Annotated in this window: 20 protein-coding genes; 11 read left to right on the top strand and 9 right to left on the bottom strand. The window is 60.9% G+C overall.

The features are described 5' to 3' along the window. Positions 1-6: 6 nt before the first annotated feature. The 3 genes from Q5Y75_RS25425 to Q5Y75_RS25415 all read right to left on the bottom strand — a co-directional run bounded on the left by Q5Y75_RS25425 (position 7) and on the right by Q5Y75_RS25415 (position 3,124). Entirely contained in the window at positions 7-1,413 is a 1,407-nt protein-coding gene (locus Q5Y75_RS25425; protein WP_306202826.1) for a type II and III secretion system protein family protein, read from the bottom strand. 195 nt (positions 1,414-1,608) lie between these two features. Further along, the gene (gene cpaB / locus Q5Y75_RS25420; protein ID WP_306202825.1) at positions 1,609-2,466 is read right to left on the bottom strand and encodes a Flp pilus assembly protein CpaB; all 858 of its coding nucleotides are present in this window, start codon (positions 2,464-2,466) and stop codon (positions 1,609-1,611) included. 439 nt (positions 2,467-2,905) lie between these two features. Then, positions 2,906-3,124, bottom strand: a complete 219-nt coding sequence (locus tag Q5Y75_RS25415) for a hypothetical protein (RefSeq protein WP_306202823.1) — start codon at positions 3,122-3,124, stop codon at positions 2,906-2,908. Positions 3,125-3,474: 350 nt separating this feature from the next. Here Q5Y75_RS25415 and Q5Y75_RS25410 point away from each other — a divergent pair, with 350 nt between their 5' ends. Beyond that, positions 3,475-4,341: a lytic transglycosylase domain-containing protein gene (locus tag Q5Y75_RS25410; RefSeq protein ID WP_306202821.1), complete on the top strand. Its 867-nt coding sequence runs from the start codon at positions 3,475-3,477 to the stop codon at positions 4,339-4,341. A 64-nt stretch (positions 4,342-4,405) separates the two neighbouring features. Here the strand turns inward: Q5Y75_RS25410 and Q5Y75_RS25405 are convergent, their stop codons facing one another. The 3 genes from Q5Y75_RS25405 to Q5Y75_RS25395 all read right to left on the bottom strand — a co-directional run bounded on the left by Q5Y75_RS25405 (position 4,406) and on the right by Q5Y75_RS25395 (position 6,282). Beyond that, positions 4,406-5,035 carry a CoA transferase subunit B gene (locus tag Q5Y75_RS25405; protein ID WP_306202820.1) on the bottom strand — a complete coding sequence of 210 codons (630 nt, stop codon included), beginning with the start codon at positions 5,033-5,035 and terminating at the stop codon, positions 4,406-4,408. Beyond that, positions 5,035-5,757: a CoA transferase subunit A gene (locus Q5Y75_RS25400; RefSeq protein WP_306202819.1), complete on the bottom strand. Its 723-nt coding sequence runs from the start codon at positions 5,755-5,757 to the stop codon at positions 5,035-5,037. The genes Q5Y75_RS25405 and Q5Y75_RS25400 overlap by 1 nt, the downstream gene beginning before the upstream one ends. A gap of 99 nt (positions 5,758-5,856) precedes the next feature. After that, positions 5,857-6,282: a VOC family protein gene (locus Q5Y75_RS25395; RefSeq protein ID WP_306202817.1), complete on the bottom strand. Its 426-nt coding sequence runs from the start codon at positions 6,280-6,282 to the stop codon at positions 5,857-5,859. Between the two features lie 66 nt (positions 6,283-6,348). On the opposite strand from Q5Y75_RS25395, the gene Q5Y75_RS25390 reads away from it, so the two are divergent. Then, positions 6,349-6,933: a TetR/AcrR family transcriptional regulator gene (locus Q5Y75_RS25390; RefSeq protein WP_306202815.1), complete on the top strand. Its 585-nt coding sequence runs from the start codon at positions 6,349-6,351 to the stop codon at positions 6,931-6,933. 77 nt (positions 6,934-7,010) lie between these two features. Here the strand turns inward: Q5Y75_RS25390 and topA are convergent, their stop codons facing one another. The 3 genes from topA to tldD all read right to left on the bottom strand — a co-directional run bounded on the left by topA (position 7,011) and on the right by tldD (position 12,529). Further along, positions 7,011-9,659 (bottom strand): type I DNA topoisomerase, encoded by a 2,649-nt coding sequence (gene topA, locus Q5Y75_RS25385; RefSeq protein ID WP_306202813.1) that lies wholly within the window; start codon positions 9,657-9,659, stop codon positions 7,011-7,013. A 200-nt stretch (positions 9,660-9,859) separates the two neighbouring features. Beyond that, complete coding sequence (gene dprA, locus Q5Y75_RS25380; RefSeq protein WP_306202811.1) at positions 9,860-11,011, bottom strand: DNA-processing protein DprA; 1,152 nt, start codon at positions 11,009-11,011, stop codon at positions 9,860-9,862. Positions 11,012-11,107: 96 nt separating this feature from the next. Continuing rightward, the gene (tldD, locus tag Q5Y75_RS25375) at positions 11,108-12,529 is read right to left on the bottom strand and encodes a metalloprotease TldD (protein WP_306202809.1); all 1,422 of its coding nucleotides are present in this window, start codon (positions 12,527-12,529) and stop codon (positions 11,108-11,110) included. A gap of 176 nt (positions 12,530-12,705) precedes the next feature. Between tldD and coxB the strand changes: the two genes are divergently transcribed. The 9 genes from coxB (at position 12,706) to Q5Y75_RS25330 (ending at position 20,252) form a co-directional block, all read left to right on the top strand. Then, positions 12,706-13,542, top strand: a complete 837-nt coding sequence (coxB, locus tag Q5Y75_RS25370; RefSeq protein ID WP_306202807.1) for a cytochrome c oxidase subunit II — start codon at positions 12,706-12,708, stop codon at positions 13,540-13,542. Positions 13,543-13,611: 69 nt separating this feature from the next. Beyond that, positions 13,612-14,568 (top strand): heme o synthase, encoded by a 957-nt coding sequence (cyoE, locus tag Q5Y75_RS25365; protein WP_306202805.1) that lies wholly within the window; start codon positions 13,612-13,614, stop codon positions 14,566-14,568. Further along, on the top strand, positions 14,565-14,726 hold the full coding sequence (locus Q5Y75_RS25360) for a cytochrome c oxidase system small membrane protein (protein WP_306202803.1): 162 nt from the start codon (positions 14,565-14,567) through the stop codon (positions 14,724-14,726). The genes cyoE and Q5Y75_RS25360 overlap by 4 nt, the downstream gene beginning before the upstream one ends. Next, positions 14,726-15,301, top strand: coding sequence for a cytochrome c oxidase assembly protein (locus tag Q5Y75_RS25355; protein ID WP_306202801.1), 576 nt, complete (start codon positions 14,726-14,728; stop codon positions 15,299-15,301). The genes Q5Y75_RS25360 and Q5Y75_RS25355 overlap by 1 nt, the downstream gene beginning before the upstream one ends. Positions 15,302-15,322: 21 nt before the next feature. Next, a complete protein-coding gene (locus Q5Y75_RS25350; protein WP_306202799.1) occupies positions 15,323-16,138 on the top strand; it encodes a cytochrome c oxidase subunit 3 in 816 nt (271 codons plus the stop codon). A 208-nt stretch (positions 16,139-16,346) separates the two neighbouring features. Further along, positions 16,347-17,024: an SURF1 family protein gene (locus Q5Y75_RS25345; RefSeq protein ID WP_306202797.1), complete on the top strand. Its 678-nt coding sequence runs from the start codon at positions 16,347-16,349 to the stop codon at positions 17,022-17,024. Next, positions 17,021-18,409, top strand: coding sequence for a threonine synthase (thrC, locus tag Q5Y75_RS25340; protein ID WP_306202795.1), 1,389 nt, complete (start codon positions 17,021-17,023; stop codon positions 18,407-18,409). Before Q5Y75_RS25345 ends, thrC begins: the two co-directional genes overlap by 4 nt. Then, positions 18,406-19,668: a M16 family metallopeptidase gene (locus Q5Y75_RS25335; protein ID WP_306202794.1), complete on the top strand. Its 1,263-nt coding sequence runs from the start codon at positions 18,406-18,408 to the stop codon at positions 19,666-19,668. Before thrC ends, Q5Y75_RS25335 begins: the two co-directional genes overlap by 4 nt. Then, the gene (locus Q5Y75_RS25330) at positions 19,668-20,252 is read left to right on the top strand and encodes a GNAT family N-acetyltransferase (RefSeq protein ID WP_306202792.1); all 585 of its coding nucleotides are present in this window, start codon (positions 19,668-19,670) and stop codon (positions 20,250-20,252) included. Before Q5Y75_RS25335 ends, Q5Y75_RS25330 begins: the two co-directional genes overlap by 1 nt. The last annotated feature ends 21 nt before the right edge of the window (positions 20,253-20,273 follow it).

Raw genomic sequence — 20,273 nt, 5'->3', positions numbered from 1 at the left:
TCCCGATCATTCAAGCACGTATCCGTAGGAGCCGCTGAAATCCTGCTTTGCGACCTCGGATGCGGCGCCGCCGCCTGCACGCACGGTTGACGCGGTCTTGCCGAACAGAAACAGCTCGGTTTCGCTCGGGGGCGTTACCCGGTCGGTCGGCAGTGCCAGCGCCTCGCCACGTGTTGGCGAGACCAGATGCGCGGTCACGATAATCACCAGTTCGGTTTGGCTGCGTTGGAAGTTCGCGCTGCGGAACAGCGTTCCCAATACCGGAAGGTCGCCCAACCAGGGAAGTTGAGAGTTGTTGTCCAGGAAATCATCCTGGATCAGACCGGCAATTGCAAAGCTCTCACCGTCAAAAAGCTCAACGGTAGTAGAGGTTTCCCGGCGCGAGAAGCCGTTGACAGTCGCCCCGTTGATGACCACTGAATTGGTCGGATCAAGCGCGGAAACCGCGGCCACCATCTCAAGATTGATCAGGTCGCCATCCACAACGCGAGGCACAAAACTCAACTGAACGCCAAAGGGTTTGAATTCCACCGAAAACAGCCCGTCACGCTGGGCGACCGGAATCGGGTACTCGCCGCCCGCTAAGAAGGTCGCCTCTTGCCCCGAAAGGGCAGAGAGATTGGGTTCCGCCAGAGTGCGCACCACGCCTTTTTGCTCCAAGGCTTCCAGAAGCAGGCGGATCTGTGTGGCACCTGCGCTGAAACCGAACAAAAGGGCACCAGTGTTTTCGTTGTTGGCTGGAATGTTGCCGTTCAACGCATTCGTCAAAGAACCGGCAGAGTTCAGCGTGTTGATGCCGCCCGTCGCATTGCCGCCTGAGAAACCAAGCGATGCACTGAGCGATTTGGTGACGGAGCGCTGCATTTCGGCAAACCGCACCTTCAGCATGACTTGCTGCACCCCCGCCACGCTCATCAGGTTCGATACCCGTTCGGGCGCGTAACGTTCCGCCAGTTCTAGGGCCCGTTCCAAGCGCGCGCTGCTGGACACATTGCCCGAAAGCACGATGCCGTCATTGGCCGTGCGTACCTCAATTGTTTCGCCGGGTAGAATCTGTCGCAGGCGTTCCTTGAACTCAGTCACGTCGGGAGCAACGCGTACATTTACGTTGGTGATAAGTCGTCCCGTCGCATCTAGCAGCGTCATCGTGGTGACGCCTGGGGACCGGCCAAGAACATAGATGCTGCGATCAGAGAGGGACGAGATATCTGCAATGCCGGCATTGGCGATGCTGAGTTCTGCAAAGGGTTCGTCGCTTTCGACCACAACCGCCCTGTTCATCGGCACGTCAAGCGTCGTGGCCATATCCCTTTTTACGACCCGCAGCGGATCGGTTTGTGCTTGGACCACGTCGGTATTGCACATGACAGTCAGCCCCAGCAGGGCTGCCTTCATCCATCTGTCGATTTTCATGTGACCTGCCTTTCCGATCACGCCTCGTTTTTCGGGTCTTTTTGCCCTTTATCGCGGCTACTCTGCGGCAGAAGCGGTTTTTTTGCAATAATCAATGGTTTGAGCGCGCGCTTTTATGTGGATAACCGGCAACAATATAAAAAAGACGAACCAGGCTGCTTGCCTGGTTCGCCATATTAACGGGTTGAAAAGGCGTCAGTTTGTGCAAGGGATCGGGATTTCGATCACTTCCGCTCCGCGCCGGTTGCGGATCGTGCAGACCTTTTTCTGTTGCACTTCGGGTACCACTTCGCGATCTCCCAATCCCAGCAGGGCGCGCTTGTTGACCTCCACAGTGGAGGCGACTGTGTCATCGGTCGCGCCGACAAGGGCGAGCGTGAGTTTGCCAGTGTTCTGGCCCTGCGCCAGAATTGCGATTTGCTCGGGCTTGGCAGCAACGGTCACTGTACGGGCGATCGAAGCGCCGTTGCGTTCGTTTCCAGCTTGCTGATCAATTGCGATCAGTTGAATATTCGTTTGGATAAGGCGCGTTACCTCACCACTTTCGCCTTCGATGGCCCCACCGGTGCCACCCGTCCAATAGACATCGACCCTGTCGCCGGGGCGCAGGAAGCCCGACACGCCGCTGGTCACATCCACCTTTACAGCGAAGGCGCGCATGCCGCGTTCTAGGCGAGAGGTCAACCCGGCATCCTCACCGATCTCTGTGACCTTGACCGCCATGATCGCTTCGCCCTTTTCCATAGTGCGGATGACAAAGCGGTTGTCTTTTGCCTCTGCAGCAAACAGATTTTCGGCATTGGTGAAAGTGCCTTCCGGTATTGCGTCTACCGGCCATCTGACCACGCGCACATGCTCAGGTTCAAGTTGCGCGCCATATCTCAGTTGCGTGTTCGCAACCAGCACCTCTTGCGTCGGCACGATTTGCGCGCGCGCCTGGCGTTCTTGCGCAAGCTGTAGGCGATGTTCTTCGATATAGCCACGTGCCATCATTACGGCGCCTCCGGCCAGCGCCACCCCAACGATCAGGACAAGACCAAATACTGCTCGCATTCCCGCACCTCATATCTGCTGCGGTTCAGAGCATGTCGGTAGCCCGGCACGCACTGAACCAGTTTTTCATACACATGAAATGTGTCGAAATAAGGGACAAAGCACGCTGTTTGCGGAGATTTTGAACCAAACGTCCATAGTCACGCGTTAGTGCTTCAATCGGATTCCGGGTGCAGTATTATCTGAACCTCGGCTTCGCCGATCTGCCTGCCTATGTTATCCGCAAATCCATCGCCTTGCGTTCCCCCGAGCGCAACCACAGTTGCCCCGCCCATCGCGACAACGACAGCGGTAAGTACAACCCAATCGACCGTTACAGCACCAAGTTCCGATCTCAGGAAGTATCTGAGATGTTTTGGCATCATTTGACAGTACCCCCGATAAAATAGGGGCCACACCTTTCGCAAGGCATGGCCCCTACAATTCGGATTAGTTTGGTTTAGCCGCCAGTGCCGCCCGAGATCGCACCGCCGGTGCCAACAGTAACGGTCGTGCCGGTCATTGCGGAGTTCACATTACCTGCGAGGCCCGATGCGCCGTCTGCGATGCCCTGGTAGGCAACTGCGCCCAGAGCAACAACAGCTGCGGTCAGAACGACCCAGTCAACAGTCACGGCGCCGTCTTCGTCTTTGCGGAAGTTTTTGAAGAATTTGATCATTGTATGTCCCTCCTAAGGATCACGGTATGTTTCGTTAACCTCGCCGTCCGTTTGAACCGTCTCTCTCTCGTGGCCCGTGTCCGTCGTGGTATGCATAGAGTTTTGCCTGTTCCGCGTGGCAGGAATTGGGCCAAAACGCGGATTTTCGTGCCTAAGTTTAACTTTTCGCTCATAAAATTGATAACCTTTTGATTTTTAAGAAAAACTATACGTGGGTTTTTTTCTTGTGCGTTGGTGGGCGATGCAAAATGGCGGCAATTTGGGCGAAAATGCCTCATTTCATACAGTTTTTCTGGTCTAAGAGCCCTGTTTGGGGGGAGAAAGACTCAAAATAACGATGAGAAGAGCAGATGTTTCTCAACAAATCCTTGAGGCTGGGGGGACTCGTCGTCACCACAGGTCTTGTATTGGGCGCGGGTGTGCCCGAGTCCGGCCTGGCCGAGGCCCTGTCGAAACGTGTGAAGCCGCCATCCGCCGGGTCGGGCGCGCGGATCAATGTGCAAATATCCCCTGAAGAACATGCCAAAGCCCCCTTCGCGCCATCGACCGGCTATCGGGAACCCGTTGAAGAGGTCGTCATGGCGCCCGCAGCGCCGCAGGTCCCAAATGCGCCGAACGCTGCACCGGATCGTCCCAAGGCCAGCTATGCGTGGTTCTGGGACAAGGTCTCTCCGGCGATGGCGGATTCGAAGCCGGGGCGTCTGAACGAGGCAATGCAGGCGGTCAGCGATGGGGGGGTCGCCGCGCCGCGCCTGCAATCGATGCAGGATATCGCAAAAGAGCGCGGCGTACCGATCCTGCAATCCACCGTTGGCACAAATGTCTCGCCCGCGCTGGTATTGGCGGTGATCGCGGTGGAATCCTCTGGCAAACCCGATGCGGTCAGCGGGGCCGGGGCGCAAGGGTTGATGCAGTTGATGCCCGCCACAGCCGAGCGTTTCGGCGTTGAGGACAGTCTGTCGCCGCAGGACAACATCGCCGGGGGCGTCAAATACCTGGATTGGCTGATGAACGAGTTCGACAACGATCCGATTCTGGTGCTGGCAGGCTATAATGCTGGCGAGGGATCAGTGCGGACACACAAGGGGGTGCCGCCCTTTGCCGAAACCCGCGACTATGTGCCAAAGGTGCTGGCCGCGTTTCAGACCGCCCGGGGCCTCTGCGCCACGCCGCCCGAGCTTATCACGGATGGTTGCGTCTTTACGGTCATGAACTGATCCGCGAGACATGAAAACGGCCCCCGCGCGGTGGCAGGGGCCATGAATTTGTTCGAAAGATCGTTCAGTCGACCAGCGTTGCCTGCGTTGCGGCGCGCATTTCGTCTTCGCTGACGCCCTCGGCCAGTTCCACGATCTTCAATCCGCCATCTACAACATCCAGAACGCCCAGATTGGTGATGATGCGATCGACGACGCCTTTGCCGGTCAGCGGCAGGGTGCATTCCTTGAGCACTTTGCTGTCGCCATGCTTGTTGGTGTGATCCATCACCACCACCACGCGGCCGACGCCCGCGACCAGATCCATCGCACCACCCATGCCCTTGACCAGTTTGCCGGGGATCATCCAGTTGGCCAGATCACCGTTTTCATCCACTTCCATCGCGCCCAGGATCGCCATCGCGATCTTGCCGCCACGGATCATCGCAAAGCTCTGGGCGCTGTCGAAATAGGCGGTCTGAGGCAGTTCGGTGATCGTCTGCTTGCCCGCATTGATCAGATCGGGGTCCTCTTCGCCTTCATAAGGGAAGGGGCCCATGCCCAGCATGCCGTTTTCGGACTGCAGCGTCACATGCACATCATCGGGGATGTAGTTCGACACCAGCGTCGGGATGCCGATGCCGAGGTTCACATACCAGCCATCCTGCAATTCCTGCGCCGCGCGGGCGGCCATTTGGTTCCGATCCCAGGGCATCAGGCGGTCTCCTTCTTGCGGGTGGTGCGCTGTTCGATGCGCTTTTCATGGCTGCCGCTGATCACGCGATGCACATAGATGCCGGGCAGGTGGATCGAATCCGGGTCCAGTGAGCCGGTCGGCACGATCTCTTCGACCTCGGCCACGCAGATCCGTCCACAGGTGGCAGCGGGCTGGTTGAAGTTGCGCGCGGTCTTGCGGAAAACCAGGTTGCCGGTCTCATCCGCCTTCCAGGCTTTCACGATGGACAGATCGGCAAAAATGCCTTGCTCCATAATATATGTCTCGGGCTGGCCATCGGGGCCTGTGGGGAAGTCTTTGTGTTCCTTGCCCTCGGCGATCACGGTACCCACACCGGTCTTGGTGTAGAAGCCGGGGATGCCCGCGCCACCGGCGCGCATGCGTTCGGCCAGAGTGCCCTGCGGGTTGAACTCAAGCTCCAGCTCGCCGCTCAGATACTGGCGCATGAACTCGGCATTCTCGCCCACGTAAGAGCTGATCATCTTGCTGACCTGTCGGGTCTGCAACAGAATGCCGATCCCGAAATCGTCGACGCCAGCATTGTTGCTGGCAAAGGCCAGGTCCTTGACGCCCGAGCGTTTGATCGCCTCGAGCAGCAATTCCGGAATACCGCACAGGCCGAACCCGCCCGCCGCGATCAGCATGCCGTCCTTCAGCACGCCCTCCAACGCGGCATCGGCGTCGGGATAGAGTTTATTCATGGATAGCTCCCCAAATCCTGGTGACGCGACAGGTTGTGCCGCCGCGTTACCGTGAAGTCAACGAAACTTGGGTGGGCGAGTATTTCTACGGATATTGGGTCAGCCAGGCAGCGCATCTTCGGTATACTGCGCAGCAAATTCCGCCGAAGGCGGGATTGGCGTGATGATGTCAATCAAAACGCCATTGGGGTCCTGCGTGATGAAGTGGCGCTGGCCAAACGCCTCGTCAGTGAGCGGCTTGAGCATTGGCAGGCCAGCGTTGTTCAGGCGCTGATATTCCTGCGCCGCATCGGCAACTTCGAAATTCAGGATCACGCCGCCCACCGCGCCGCGCCCCGGTTCGGGAATGGTCTCGTGATGGGCATCCAGCACGGCGAGATTTACCGACGGGTCGCTTTTGGATTGCAGATGCACATACCAATCGGCGCTGAAGGCCGGGCGAAAGCCGAAATGGGCCTCGTAGAAAGCAGCGGTGCCAGCAACATCTTCGGTCTGGATCACGGGATAATATTGTGTGGTCTTCATCTTGCGTTTCCTCCGATATGCATACAGTCTGTATGTATGTGACAAATAAACATACAGGCTGTATGCATGCAAGAGAAACCTGAAGCGATTCCCAATGCCGACCGCCGGGCGGCGATGAAGGCGCGTCTGATCGCAGCGGCGCGGCGGCTTTTCCTGGACAAGGGCTATGCCGAGACCTCCACCCCCGAGATCGTGAAAGCGGCTGAGGTGACGCGCGGCGCGCTCTATCATCACTACAAGGACAAAGAGGATCTGTTCCGCGCCGTGGTTGCTGCCGAAGCCGCGGCGCTGGCGCAGGCCATCGATAGGGCAGCCGATCCAGATCAGAACCCGCTGGCCCAGGGCAGCGCCGCGTATTTCGAAGCCATGGCCGCGCCGGGACGGGCCCGATTGCTGCTGGTGGACGGCCCGGCGGTTCTGGGCTGGGATGAAATGGATGCAATCGATGCCGGGGGCGGGCGGGCCAGCCTGCGCGCCGGGTTGTCCCATGCGGCCCCCGATCTCGACGCGGCCGAGTTGGAGGCGTTGGCGATCACACTTTCCGCAGCTTACGACCGCGCTGCGCTGGCCATCGCCGAAGGGGCTGAGGCCGCGCCTTATATCACTGTGCTGGAGCGGCTTGTGGTGTCAGCGGGTGCAGAACATCGATAGGTGACGCGCCCCGCCTGCCCGGACGGGCACGCCCGCGCAATGCGCCTTGGATTTGTGACCGCGCAGGAACTGCCGCTTCAGGCGTCCTTCGCCGCAGCCTTTTTCGCTGTCGCTTTCTTGGGCGCGGCTTTCTTCTTTGGAGCGGCCTTCTTGCGCCCACCCTTCTTTGCGGCCTTTTCGGCTATCAACTCGACAGCCATCAACATGGTCACGTCGGCGGGCTCCACGTCCTTGGGCAAGGTGGCGTTCACCTTCGCCCATTTGACATAAGGCCCATAGCGGCCCTCCATCACGTTCACCGGACCGCCCTCTGCCGGGTGTTCGCCCAATTCCTTCAAGGGCTTGACCGCCGCACCACGCCCACCGCGCGAGGCGGCCTTTTGCGCCAGCACCTCGACCGCGCGGTTCATGCCGATGGTGAACACCTCATCCGCGTCCTTGAGGTTGGCATAGAGGCGGCCATGTTTCACGAAGGGGCCATAGCGCCCGATCCCGGCCTCGATCATCTCGCCATCCTCGGGATGCGCGCCGACCTCGCGGGGCAGTGAGAGCAGCATAAGCGCCTTCTCAAGGTCCAGATCATCCGGCGACCAGCCTTTGGGCAGGCTGGCGCGCGGAGGCTTCTTATTCTCTTCGGTGGGCTCGCCACGCTGTACATACGGCCCGAATCGGCCCTTCTTCAGGCTGATCTCGTCGCCCTCGTCCTCACCCAGCACCCGGTCGCCCGTGTCATCGGCGTCGCCACTGATCGGGCGGGTATAGCGACATTCGGGATAGTTGCCGCAGCCGACAAAGCCGCCGGTCCGCGAGGTTTTCAGATGCAATTGACCCACGCCGCATTTGGGGCAGATCCGCGGGTCCGAGCCATCCTCGCGCGGCGGATAAAGCTGGGGGGCCAGCGCCTCGTCCAACTTGTCGAGCACTTCGGTGATGCGCAGTTCCGAAGTTTCGGCGATCGCCGCAGAAAAATCGCGCCAAAACCGGCCCAACAGATCCTTGTAATCGGCATCCCCGGCGCTGACATTGTCGAGCTGCTCTTCCAGATTGGCGGTGAATTCATAGCCCACATATTGGCGGAAGAAATTCAGCAGGAAGATGGTGACGATGCGGCCCTTTTCCTCGGGGATCAGCCGGTTCTTGTCCTTGCGCACATATTCGCGGTCCTGAATCGTCGTCACGATCGAGGCATAGGTCGAGGGGCGTCCGATCCCCAGCTCTTCCATCCGCTTGACCAGCGTCGCCTCGGTATAGCGCGGAGGCGGCTGGGTGTGGTGTTGCAGCGCCAGAACCGCCTCGTTTTCGGCCAGCACCGCTTCTTTGGCTACTTTTGCGCCTTCGGTCACCTGCGCCTCGCCGGTGGCCTTGGCGAACTGATCGGCGAGCGAGGTCTTGGCGAAGACCGCCCGCTCGCCCTGCATGATCTGGGGCAGGCGCTTGTCGTCATCATCGGCCACATCGTCGCGGCCTTCTTCATAAACGCGCATAAACCCGTCAAACAGCACCACCTGACCGGTGGCGCGCAGGCCCACCTGGCCGTCATCGCTGGCGATATCGACCGTGGTTCGCTCCAGCCGCGCCGCCGCCATCTGGCAGGCCAGTGTGCGTTTCCAGATCAGATCATAGAGCTTGCGCTGATCCGGTTCCTTCAGCTTCAGCGCCTCGGCATCGCGCGTCATATCCGTGGGGCGGATACACTCATGCGCTTCCTGCGCGTTCTTCGCCTTGTTCTTGTACATACGCGGGCTGTCGGGCACGTATTGCGAGCCAAACCGATCCTTGATCGCGTCGCGCGCCGCAGTGACCGCCTCGGGCGCCATGTCGATCCCGTCGGTTCGCATATAGGTAATATAGCCCGCCTCGTAGAGCCGCTGCGCCGTGCTCATGGTCTGGCGCGCGCCCATGCCGAATTTGCGGCTGGCTTCCTGTTGCAGGGTCGAGGTCATGAACGGGGCAGAAGGGTTGCGGGCGGCGGGTTTCGCCTCGACCGCAGCGACACTCAGCGCGCGGCTGGTGATCGCCTGCACGGCCAGCTCGGCCTGGGTGACATTGCCGATATCGTGCTTGTCGAGCTTCTTGCCCGCCAGCGTGGTCAGCCGCGCCTCATAGGTCTGGCCACGCGGGGTTTCGAACAGGGCCTTTACGGACCAGTATTCCACCGGCTTGAAGGCTTCGATCTCCATCTCGCGTTCGACGATCAGGCGCAGGCAGACCGATTGCACGCGGCCCGCCGATTTTGCGCCGGGCAGCTTGCGCCACAGAACGGGGGACAGGTTGAAGCCCACCAGATAGTCCAGCGCGCGGCGGGCCAGATAGGCCTCGACCAGCGGCATGTCGACCTGGCGCGGGTTCTGCATCGCCTCGGTCACGGCGGATTTGGTGATGGCGTTGAACACCACCCGGCTGACCGGCGTGTCCTTCTTGATCGAGCGGCGCTTGGTCAGCGCCTCCTGCAGATGCCAGCTGATCGCCTCGCCCTCGCGGTCGGGGTCGGTTGCGAGGATCAACTCGTTGTCGTCCTTGAGCGCGTCGGCGATGGCTTTGACATGTTTGCGGCTGTCAGTTCCGACCTCCCATTTCATGTCAAATTCATGCTCGGTATCGACCGATCCATCCTTGGGCGGCAGGTCACGCACATGGCCGTAAGAGGCCAGAACCGTGTAGTCAGAGCCAAGATATTTGTTGATCGTTTTTGCCTTGGCAGGGGATTCTACAACAACTACAGGCATTTATCGTCAGACCTCATGCAACGGACACGGCGCGTTCTATGGCCGGGCAACATGTGGGTTGCAAGAGGGAATTGTCAATCCGCCAGAACCTGCCCCGACGAAAGGTCGCGATTTTCTGCAGGTGCGCGACCGGGGATGAGAGGGGCTCCGATAGGGTCCACTCCGATCTTTGATGCAAGAATGCCCATCTCGGCCAGCGGTCAATGCGCAAGGGCCAATAAACCACCCGCCTGTCGCTGGATCTTGCCATCAAGTTCCAGATCCACGATGGCGGGTCCTATTTCGGCGGGCGCGGCGCCGATATCGCGGATCAACTGATCTTCGGCGATCGGAGAGGGGCCGAGGCGGTTCAGGATCTGACCGTGCAACTGGGCGGTGTCGCGCAGGCTCCGCGTCTGAGGCGTTTGCGGCAGGTCCTGCATCAGCGTGTTAAGGTCGGGCTGCGGTGCGGTGACCTCCTCGGCTGGTAATGCGGCGATCACGTCCTCGGCATTGCGCACCAGTTGCGCGCCGTCACGGATCAGATGGTTACAGCCTGCCGCCCGCGCATCAAAGGGATGGCCGGGCACGGCCAGCACCTCGCGCCCTTGATCCAGCGCATCGCGCGCGGTGATCAGACTGCCGGATTTGGCGGCAGCCTCCACCACCACAACGGCCCGCGCCAGGCCAGAGATGATTCGATTGCGGCGCGGAAAATGCCGCGCCTGTGGCGACAGGCGGGCAGGTTGTTCGGAGAGTCGCAGACCCTGCATCGCGATATCCCCCGCCAGATGGGTGTTTTCAGCAGGGTAAATTACGTCGACGCCGCCCGCCATGACGGCAATGGTCCCGGTCTTGAGCGCGGCCAGATGCGCGGCGGTATCGATGCCGCGGGCCAGCCCTGACACGATCACAAAACCCTGCGCCCCCAGATCATGGGCCAGCGCCCGGGCCATGCGGGTCCCAAGTGATGAGCTGTTGCGCGCACCAACCATGGCGATGATCGGACGGTGCAGCAGCGACACATCCCCCATCGCCCAGAGAATCGGCGGCGCGTCGTTCAGGTCGATCAACTGGCGCGGATAGTCCGGATCGCCCAGGCACAAAAGCCGCGCGCGGGCGGCTTTTGCGGCCTTGAACTCTGCCTCGATCACACCGGGGGGACATGTTTCATAATCCTCGACCCCGGCCTTGCGTGCCACTTCGGGCAACGCCACCAGCGCATTCTGCGCTGTGCCATGTTCCGACATGAGCCGACGAAATGTCGCCGGACCAACCCGTCTCGAGCGCAGAAGACGGAGCCACGCAATCTGATCGTCTTCCGTGGTGGGTGGGAGTGGGGGGTGATAGGAAGAAATGTGATCTTCGGTCATCCGTGGCTCCGCTTCTGTGCAGAACCGGTGTACGACTCACGAGGTTAACATCCTATGAATCGGCGCAAATTTACCGAAGTTTGACGGATCTCCCGTTCAGGTCGCTGAACCGCCCACGGTCAGCCCGTCCATCAGCACGGTCGGCTGGCCCACGCCCACCGGCACCCATTGCCCATCCTTGCCGCAGGTGCCCATGCCGGGATCAAGCGCCATGTCATTGCCCAACCCGCGCACCTGCCGCAGCGCCGAGGGGCCATCCCCGATCAGCGTCGCGCCCTTGACCGGCGCGCCGATCTTGCCGTTCTCGACCCGGTAGGCCTCGGTGCAGGAGAACACGAATTTGCCATTGGTGATATCCACCTGACCGCCGCCAAAACCGACCGCCCAGATGCCGTCCTTGATGTCGGCCACCAGATCCTCGGGTTTTGCATCGCCGCCCAGCATCACGGTGTTGGTCATGCGTGGCATCGGTTTATGGGCGTAGCTCTGCCGTCGCCCGTTGCCGGTGGGTTCCACACCCATCAGCCGCGCGTTTTGCCGGTCCTGCATGTAGCCCACCAGAATACCGTCCTCGATCAGCGTGGTCCGCCCCGAAGGCGTACCCTCGTCATCTACCGAGATCGAGCCGCGCCGGTCCGGGATCGTGCCATCATCCAGAACGGTCACGCATTTGGCCGCCACTTGCTGGCCCATCAGCCCGGCAAAGGCCGAACTGCCCTTGCGGTTGAAATCGCCCTCCAGCCCGTGGCCGATCGCCTCGTGCAGCAGGATGCCGGGCCATCCCGGCCCCAGCGCCACCTCCATCACCCCGGCAGGGGCAGGCACCGCATCCAGGTTCACCTTGGCGATTCTTAAGGCCTCGCGCGCTCTGGCCTGCCAGTCCGCCGGGTCGATCAGCCCGTCGAGCCCGACACGGCCACCGCCACCGGCCGACCCGCTTTCGCGGCGTCCGTACTGTTCAACGATGACCGAGATGTTCAGCCGGGTCATCGGGCGTGTGTCACGCACAATCGCGCCGTCGGGACGCAGAATCTCGATCTCTTGCAGCGAGGCGGCGATCGAGGCTGTCACCTGCACCACGCGCGAATCAAGGTCGCGGGTAAAGGCATCAATCTCACGCAGGGTTTCGATTTTCACCGGAAACTCGGCCGAGGCAATCGGGTCTTCATCGGTGTAAAGGCGGGTATTGGTGGGGGCGGGGCCATCAGCCAGCGTTCCGCCGCCATCGCCCACGGCAAGCCGCGCGGTTTCCGCCGCCCGTCGCAAAGCCGGTATCGAGACATCGGTGGAATGGGCATAACCCGCCACCTCGCCCCGGACCGCGCGTAACCCGAACCCCTCGGCCGCATCATAAGAGGCGCTGCGCAGCCGCCCGTCATCAAAGGTCAGCGACTCGGACCGGCGGCGCTCGACAAAGAGTTCCCCGTCATCCGCGCCGCTGGTGGCGTGGCGCAACACGTCCAGCGCTTCATCCTGCGGAAGGGCGGTGTCAAAGGGGCGGAAGGGGCTCTCAGCCATGGGTATTGGTCTCTTTATTTGATCCAGATCAAAAATAGCGTCTGTTTGACGCAAGCATTTTGCTTTATCTGCCTCCCGGAATATGGTTTTTACCGCAGCCAATGACAACGGTCGGAATCTCAATTGATTCATCTCGGCCGGACAGGGACGCAAAGATCAACCGATCAGGACAGAAAATGAAGAACGTTTTGACGCTTTCGGGGCTTCTCGCCACCCTTACGAGCCTACCGGCCATGGCGCAGGAGCTTGAGATAATCGGCAAGCCCGTCGATCGCGGCATCGGGTTTCAGCCCGCAGCAACCGAACTGGCCCGTGACCTGCAATCGCTGGACAACTTGATTCTGGTGATCATCACGATCATCTGCGTCTTTGTTGCCGGCCTGCTGGTTTATGCGATTTTCCGGTTCAACAGCCGGGTGAATCCGAAGCCTGCGAATTTCTCGCACTACACCCCGGTCGAGATCGCCTGGACTATCGGGCCGATCCTGATCCTTGTGCTGATCGGAGCCTATTCGCTGCCGGTCCTGTTCAAGCAGCAGGAAATCCCCGAGGCGGATATCACCATCAAGGTTACCGGCTACCAGTGGTACTGGGGCTATGAATACGTCGATCACGAGTTCGAGTTCGAAAGCTTCATGCTGGGCCGCGAGGGTCTGGAAGCAGCCGGTTACAGCCAGGATGAGTATCTGCTGGCCACCGACACGGCCGTGGTTGTTCCGGTCGACAAGATTGTCGTGATGCAGGTGACCGCGGCGGACGTGATCCACTCCTGGACCATCCCCGCCTTCGGCGTGAAGCAGGATGCGGTGCCGGGACGTCTGGCAGAGCTGTGGTTCAAGGCCGAGAAAGAAGGCATCTATTTCGGTCAGTGTTCCGAGCTGTGCGGCAAGGATCACGCCTATATGCCGATCACCGTCAAGGTGGTCAGCCAGGAGGCTTATGATGAATGGCTCAAGGGTGCGATCGACGAATATGCCGGTCTGCCTCAAAGCTATGATGTGGCGTCCAAGTAACGTAGCACCTGAGAACGACGTGATGCAGGGTGCGTGATTTCACGCACCTTTCGACCCAAAAGGACCAAGATGAGCGACGCGAGCATCAATGCCAGCACAGCCCAGAGCGTGGGCCGCCAGGACGAGGCCAGCTTCGGTGATTATTTCGCCCTGCTGAAACCCCGCGTGATGTCGCTTGTGGTGTTCACGGCGCTGGTTGGTCTGCTGGCCGCACCGGTGCCCGTGCATCTGGTGATCGGGTTCTGTGCGATCCTGTTCATTGCCATCGGGGGCGGTGCATCAGGCGCGCTCAACATGTGGTGGGACGCTGATATCGACAAGGTGATGAAACGCACCAAGGGCCGTCCGATCCCGGCTGGCAAGGTCGAAGCGGGCGAGGCGCTGGCACTGGGTTTGGCGCTGTCGGGGCTCAGCGTGATCATGCTGGGTCTGGCGACCAATATCTTCGCGGGCGCCTTTCTGGCCTTCACCATCTTCTTCTACGCCGTGGTCTACACCATGTGGCTCAAGCGTTCGACACCGCAGAACATCGTGATAGGCGGTGCGGCGGGGGCCTTCCCGCCAGTGATCGGGTGGATCGCCGCGACCGGCACCATGTCGATCGAGCCCTGGCTGATGTTCGCGCTGACCTTCATGTGGACGCCGCCGCATTTCTGGGCGCTGGCGCTGTTCATGCGCACCGATTACGACGATGCGGGCGTGCCCATGCTGACCGTGACCCATGGTCGCCGCGCCACGCGGGTTCACATCCTTGTCTATACCGCGCTGCTGTCGCTGCTGGCCGTCGGCACTGCCTTTTCGGGCATTGGCGGTCCGATCTATCTGGCGGTTGCGCTGGTGCTGAACGCCTTGTTCCTGCGCGGTGCGTGGCGCATCTGGCGCCGCGACGAAGACATGTCCGAGGCCGATAATTTCAAGGTCGAGCGCGGGTTCTTCAAACTGTCGCTGCTTTACCTGTTCCTGCATTTCGGCGCGATTCTGGTCGAGGCGCTGCTCAAACCCTACGGGCTGGGAGGCTGGTCATGAGCCTGCGCCAGACCCATGAGTTGCACAAGCGCCGCTATGGCCGGAACCTGGGCGTCGCGCTGACGCTGGCGGCTTTCATCGTGATTGTCTTTGGCCTGACTGTGGTCAAAGTGACCCGTGGCGATTTTGAACCGCCGCGTGGCGAGGTGCAAAACTGATGGCGATCAGCGGACCTCAGAAAACCGTGCTGCAGACCGTGGGCGTTGTGGTGCTGATGGGCGGTCTCGCCTGGGCCTCGGTGCCGTTTTATGACTGGTTCTGCCGGGTCACGGGGTTTGGCGGCGTGACCGGTGTTGCCACCGAAAGCTCTGATACGATCCTCGACCAGACCATCAAGGTACGCTTTGACGCCTCCAGGGAACGGGGCATGCCCTGGGAATTCACTCCCATGGAGCGCGAGATGGAACTGCGCATCGGTGAAACCGGACTGGCATTTTATGAGGCCTATAACCCGACCGATCGCCCCGTTGCGGGGCAAGCCTCCTACAATGTGACGCCGTATACGGCGGGCGGTTTCTTTGAAAAGATCGCCTGTTTCTGCTTTGAGGAGCAGGTGCTGCAGCCCGGCGAGCGGGTGCAGATGCCGGTGACCTTCTTTGTCGACCCCGAAATCGTCGATGACCGGGATGGCAAATATGTACATACGATCACGCTGTCGTATACCTTCTACGAAATAGATCTGCCCGAGGGATATGCCGCCCTCGATACGCAGGCGCAAACCACTACGAATTAAGCCGCAAGGTGAGGGACACTCATGGCACATGCTAAGAACCACGACTATCACATTCTGAACCCCTCTATCTGGCCGCTCATCGGTGCGATCAGCGGCTTTGTCATGCTGTTTGGCGCGGTGCTGTGGATGCACGGGATCACGGCCTGGATGTTCTGGATGGGCTTTGTCGGCGTGCTTTATACCATGTTCGCCTGGTGGTCCGAGGTGGTGGTGGAAAGCCGTGTCGGGGATCACACGCCAGTGGTGCGGATCGGCCTGCGCTATGGCTTTATCCTGTTCATCATGTCCGAGGTGATGTTCTTCTTCGCCTGGTTCTGGTCCTTCTTCAAACATCGCATCTACCCAATGCAGGACTATGTGGGATCCGAATACGTCGCGCCTGCGATCCATGCGGTCGACCCGTTCCACCTGCCGCTGATCAACACGCTGGTGCTGCTGCTATCGGGCTGTGCTGTAACCTGGGCGCACCACGCGCTGGTACATGAGGGCGACCGCAAGGCGCTGGTTCAGGGCCTGGCCATCGGCATCGTTCTGGGCATCGCCTTTACAGCGCTGCAGGCCTATGAATATGCCGAGTTGCTGCTGCACGAAGACTGGACCTTTGGTGGCGATCAGTTTTACTCGAACTTCTTCATGGCGACTGGCTTTCATGGCTTCCATGTGGTCATCGGTACCATCTTCCTGACGGTCTGCCTGATCCGGGCTTTGAGGGGAGATTTCACCCCCGAGAAGCATGTGGGCTTCGAGGCGGCGGCCTGGTACTGGCACTTCGTGGACGTTGTCTGGCTGTTCCTCTTCGTGGCCGTCTATATCTGGGGACAGGCGCCGCTCTACTAAGCGGGCGACCTCGCAGACAAGGCGTGTCAAAACGCCTTGTCCAAGCGGTTGGCAAACCGCTTTCAAGCCGCTCACACGCGGCTTTTTTCGTTCCCGGAGGCCGCGATGCGGGTCCTTGTGCAATTGCATGGTTGCAAATTCGACCCGGGCAAAGGAAACAAGGCAGCGCGCGGTGCTGCCGCGTGGATGATAATTGTCGGAACTCCAGATGCGCCGCGTTCTGTTCTTGCTGATGTTTGGACTGGCCGGGTTCGGTGTGCTTGTCGCGCTGGGCAGTTGGCAGGTGCAGCGGCTGGCCTGGAAAGAGGGCGTGCTGGCCGATATCGACGCCCGCATCAGCGGCGCGCCCGCCGCTTTGCCAGACAATCCTGATCCGGATGTCAACCGCTACCGCCCCGTGACCGTCACCGGAGAGATGCGGCCAGACGAGCTCCATGTGCTGGTTTCGCTCAAGCGGGTCGGACCCGGTTATCGCATCATCGCGCCGTTTCTGACCAACGGGCGCATGATCTTGATAGACCGGGGTTTCATACCGTTGGAGGAGCGCGATACGCCCCGCGCCTTGGGCATCATGGAGGTTACGGGCAATCTGCATTGGCCGCAGGAAATCGACAGCTTCACGCCCGAACCGGACACCAAGGAAAACATCTGGTTCGCCCGCGATGTGCCCGCCTTGGCCGAGGCGCTGGGCACCGAACCGATCCTGCTGATTGCGCGCAGCCCGACCGATCCGAATATAACGCCCCTGCCGGTGGACAGCGTCGGCATCCCGAACGACCATCTGCAATATGCCGTCACCTGGTTTGGCCTTGCCGCCGTCTGGGCCGGGATGACGGGGTTCTTCCTGTGGCGCACCCGCGCCCGACCTGAAAGCGAGACCGCATGAAATACATCTCGACCCGCGGGCAGGCGCCCGAACTGAGTTTTGAAGAGGCGATGCTGACCGGGCTTGCGCGTGATGGCGGGCTTTACCTGCCATCAGAAATCCCGCAGATGAGCCATGACGAGATCGCCGCGATGGCGGGGCAGCCTTACGAGGAAATCGCCTTTCGCGTGATGTGGCCCTATGTGAACCGCTCTTTCAACGAGCAGGAGTTCCGTGACATCATCACCCGCGCTTATGCGGGGTTTGGTCACGCGGCCCGCGCGCCGCTGAAACAGCTCAACGAAAATCACTTCCTGCTGGAACTGTTCCACGGCCCGACTCTGGCCTTCAAGGACTTCGCCATGCAGCTGATCGGGCAGCTGTTTCAGGTGGCGCTGAAAAAGCGCGGCGAGCGGGTGACGATCGTGGGGGCGACCAGTGGTGATACCGGCTCGGCAGCGATCGAGGCGTTCCGGGGGCTGGATGCGGTGGATGTGTTCATCCTCTACCCGCATGGCCGCGTCAGCGAGGTGCAGCGCCGCCAGATGACCACGCCCGCAGATAGCAACGTGCATGCGCTGGCCGTGGATGGTGACTTCGACGATTGCCAGGCCGCGCTCAAGGATATGTTCAACGATTTCGACTTCCGCGATGGGGTCAAGCTGGCCGGGGTGAACTCGATCAATTTCGCCCGCGTGCTGGCGCAGATCGTCTATTACTTCTATTCCGCCGTCAGCCTGGGCGCGCCGCACCGCAAGGTGAGCTTCACCGTGCCCACCGGCAATTTCGGTGACATCTTTGCAGGGTATCTAGCCGAGCGCATGGGCCTGCCCATCGACCGGTTGGTGGTGGCAACCAACCAGAACGACATACTGCACCGCTGTCTCTCGGGGCAGGGATACCACAAGGGCGACACCATTCCCTCGGTCAGCCCGTCGATGGATATTCAGGTCAGCTCGAATTTCGAACGCGCGCTTTATTACGCCTACGATAAGGACAGCCGCGCCATCGCTGCGCTGATGGAGGAGCTGAAAGACGGCGGCTTCGAGGTCAGCCAGGGCGCGTTGCAGGCGTTGCATGAGAGCTTTGATTCGGGCCGGGTTTCGGAAGACGAGACGATGGCGGCAATAAAATCGACACTGGCGTCAAGCGGCGAGCTGCTTTGCCCTCATTCCGCCATCGGCGCTAAAGTCGCGGAAGAACAACGCAAATCTGATGTGCCGATGATCACATTGGCTACGGCGCATCCCGCGAAATTCCCCGTAGCGGTCGAGAAGGCGAGTGGCGTATTTCCGCCTCTTCCCCCGCGCATGTCGGACCTGTATGAGAGGTCGGAACGGGTGACCCGCATCGCCAATGATCTGGGCACAATAGAAGAACATATCAAAGGGCATATACCTGCGTGACGGTACAACAGGATCAATTGGTCAACGGATTTCGCATTGTCAGTGAACACATGCCGGGGCTGCAATCGGCGGCGATCGGCATCTGGGTCACCGCCGGTGGGCGGCATGAGCGGATCGAACAGAACGGCATCGCGCATTTCCTTGAGCATATGGCGTTCAAGGGCACAGCGCGACGCAGCGCGCTCCAGATCGCCGAGGCAATCGAGGATGTGGGCGGTTATATCAACGCCTATACCTCGCGCGAAGTGACCGCCTATTACGCCCGCGTCCTGAAAGAGGATGTGGCGCTCGCGATGGATGTGATCGGCGACATCGTGATGAACCCGGTCTTCGACCCGCGCGAGATCGAGGTGGAGCGTGGTGTCATTCTGCAAGAGATCGGTCAGGCGCATGACACGCCCGATGACGTGATCTTTGACTGGCTGCAGGAAGAAAGCTATCGCGACCAGCCTTTGGGCCGCACCATCCTCGGCCCCACCGAGCGCGTCAGCGTCTTTTCCCGCGAGGATCTGTCGGCCTTTGTGGCCGAGCATTACGGGCCGGAAGAGATGATTCTGTCCGCTGCCGGTGCGGTCGATCACGACGCGCTGGTGAAAGCAGCGGAACAGATGTTCGGCCACCTCGAGCCGCGCAAGGGTCTGATCGCCGAGCCTGCCCGCTTCATCGGCGGTGAGGCGCGACACGACAAAGAGTTGGAACAAGCGCATTTCGCGCTGGCGCTCGAAGGGCCGGGCTATCGCGATGATGAGATCTACACCGCGCAAATCTATTCCAGCGCGCTGGGTGGCGGTATGTCCTCGCGCCTGTTCCAGGAGGTCCGCGAGGTGCGCGGCCTGTGTTACACGATCTTTGCCCAGACCGGCGCTTATGCCGATACCGGCACCACGACCATCTATGCCGGTACCTCGGCCGAGCAGGTCGGCGAGCTGGCCGCAATCACCATCGACGAGATGAAGCGCGCCGCCGACGACATGACGCAGGAAGAGGTCGCGCGGGCGCGGGCGCAGATGAAGGCCGGGATGCTGATGGGGCTGGAAAGCCCTTCGAACCGGGCAGAACGTCTGGCGCGACTGGTGCAGATCTGGGACGAGGTGCCCTCGCTGGACGAGGCCATCGCCAAGATCGATGCGGTGACCACGGCGGATGTGAAAGCCTTTGCCGCGCGGATGGCGGGTCATGCACCCGCCGCGCTGGCGCTTTACGGCCCGGTTGCCGGAGCACCCAGCCTTGCCGACTTGCAGGAGCGGCGGGCAGCGTGATGCTGCTAGGCAAACGCAGACTGAAGCTTGAGACCGAGCGGCTGAGCTTGCGCCCGCCGGTCCATTCCGATTTCCGGGAATGGGCGGCGCTGCGTCAGTCCAGCCGCGACTTCCTTGTCCCGTGGGAGCCCAGCTGGGCCCCCGATCACCTGAGCCGCAAGGCGTTCACCAACCGCGTCTACTGGGCGCAGCGCTCGGTCGCGGGCGGCACGGCGGTGCCGCTTTTTCTGTTCCGCCGTTCGGATGATCGGCTGATCGGGGCGATCACGCTGGACAATATCCGGCGCGGCCCTGCACAGGCGGGCACGCTGGGATACTGGACCGGTGAAGCCCATGCACGGCAGGGCTATATGCGCGAGGCCATCGGTGCCGTGGTGCATTACGCCTTTGCCCGGCTCGACCTGAGCCGGATCGAAGCCGCCTGCCTGCCGGGAAACGAGGCCTCTCGTGGATTGCTGGAACGCTCCGGCTTCAAATACGAGGGCGTCGCGCAGTCTTATCTGCAGATCAACGGGCGCTGGCGGACCCATGTGCTCTATGCCTGTCTGCGCTCGGACCGGCGTGGCAAGACGTTGACCGGATAGGGACGTGACTTGTGGGATGGT

The sequence above is a fragment of the Ruegeria discodermiae genome, assembly GCF_030758345.1.
GTDB lineage: Bacteria > Pseudomonadota > Alphaproteobacteria > Rhodobacterales > Rhodobacteraceae > Ruegeria_C.
This window is presented reverse-complemented; position numbering and strand designations above follow the sequence as displayed.

Bases quoted from the DNA above. Each gene is read 5' to 3' on its own strand.
- Q5Y75_RS25425 (WP_306202826.1), bottom strand. From the start codon at position 1,413: ATGAAAATCGACAGATGGATGAAGGCAGCCCTGCTGGGGCTGACTGTC.
- cpaB (WP_306202825.1), bottom strand. From the start codon at position 2,466: ATGCGAGCAGTATTTGGTCTTGTCCTGATCGTTGGGGTGGCGCTGGCC.
- Q5Y75_RS25350 (WP_306202799.1), top strand. From the start codon at position 15,323: ATGGCACATGCTAAGAACCACGACTATCACATTCTGAACCCCTCTATC.
- Q5Y75_RS25395 (WP_306202817.1), bottom strand. From the start codon at position 6,282: ATGAAGACCACACAATATTATCCCGTGATCCAGACCGAAGATGTTGCT.
- cyoE (WP_306202805.1), top strand. From the start codon at position 13,612: ATGAGCGACGCGAGCATCAATGCCAGCACAGCCCAGAGCGTGGGCCGC.
- Q5Y75_RS25415 (WP_306202823.1), bottom strand. From the start codon at position 3,124: ATGATCAAATTCTTCAAAAACTTCCGCAAAGACGAAGACGGCGCCGTG.
- Q5Y75_RS25360 (WP_306202803.1), top strand. From the start codon at position 14,565: ATGAGCCTGCGCCAGACCCATGAGTTGCACAAGCGCCGCTATGGCCGG.
- Q5Y75_RS25410 (WP_306202821.1), top strand. From the start codon at position 3,475: ATGTTTCTCAACAAATCCTTGAGGCTGGGGGGACTCGTCGTCACCACA.
- Q5Y75_RS25355 (WP_306202801.1), top strand. From the start codon at position 14,726: ATGGCGATCAGCGGACCTCAGAAAACCGTGCTGCAGACCGTGGGCGTT.
- Q5Y75_RS25400 (WP_306202819.1), bottom strand. From the start codon at position 5,757: ATGAATAAACTCTATCCCGACGCCGATGCCGCGTTGGAGGGCGTGCTG.
- Q5Y75_RS25405 (WP_306202820.1), bottom strand. From the start codon at position 5,035: ATGCCCTGGGATCGGAACCAAATGGCCGCCCGCGCGGCGCAGGAATTG.
- Q5Y75_RS25390 (WP_306202815.1), top strand. From the start codon at position 6,349: ATGCAAGAGAAACCTGAAGCGATTCCCAATGCCGACCGCCGGGCGGCG.
- Q5Y75_RS25345 (WP_306202797.1), top strand. From the start codon at position 16,347: ATGCGCCGCGTTCTGTTCTTGCTGATGTTTGGACTGGCCGGGTTCGGT.
- dprA (WP_306202811.1), bottom strand. From the start codon at position 11,011: ATGACCGAAGATCACATTTCTTCCTATCACCCCCCACTCCCACCCACC.
- Q5Y75_RS25330 (WP_306202792.1), top strand. From the start codon at position 19,668: ATGCTGCTAGGCAAACGCAGACTGAAGCTTGAGACCGAGCGGCTGAGC.
- thrC (WP_306202795.1), top strand. From the start codon at position 17,021: ATGAAATACATCTCGACCCGCGGGCAGGCGCCCGAACTGAGTTTTGAA.
- coxB (WP_306202807.1), top strand. From the start codon at position 12,706: ATGAAGAACGTTTTGACGCTTTCGGGGCTTCTCGCCACCCTTACGAGC.
- tldD (WP_306202809.1), bottom strand. From the start codon at position 12,529: ATGGCTGAGAGCCCCTTCCGCCCCTTTGACACCGCCCTTCCGCAGGAT.
- topA (WP_306202813.1), bottom strand. From the start codon at position 9,659: ATGCCTGTAGTTGTTGTAGAATCCCCTGCCAAGGCAAAAACGATCAAC.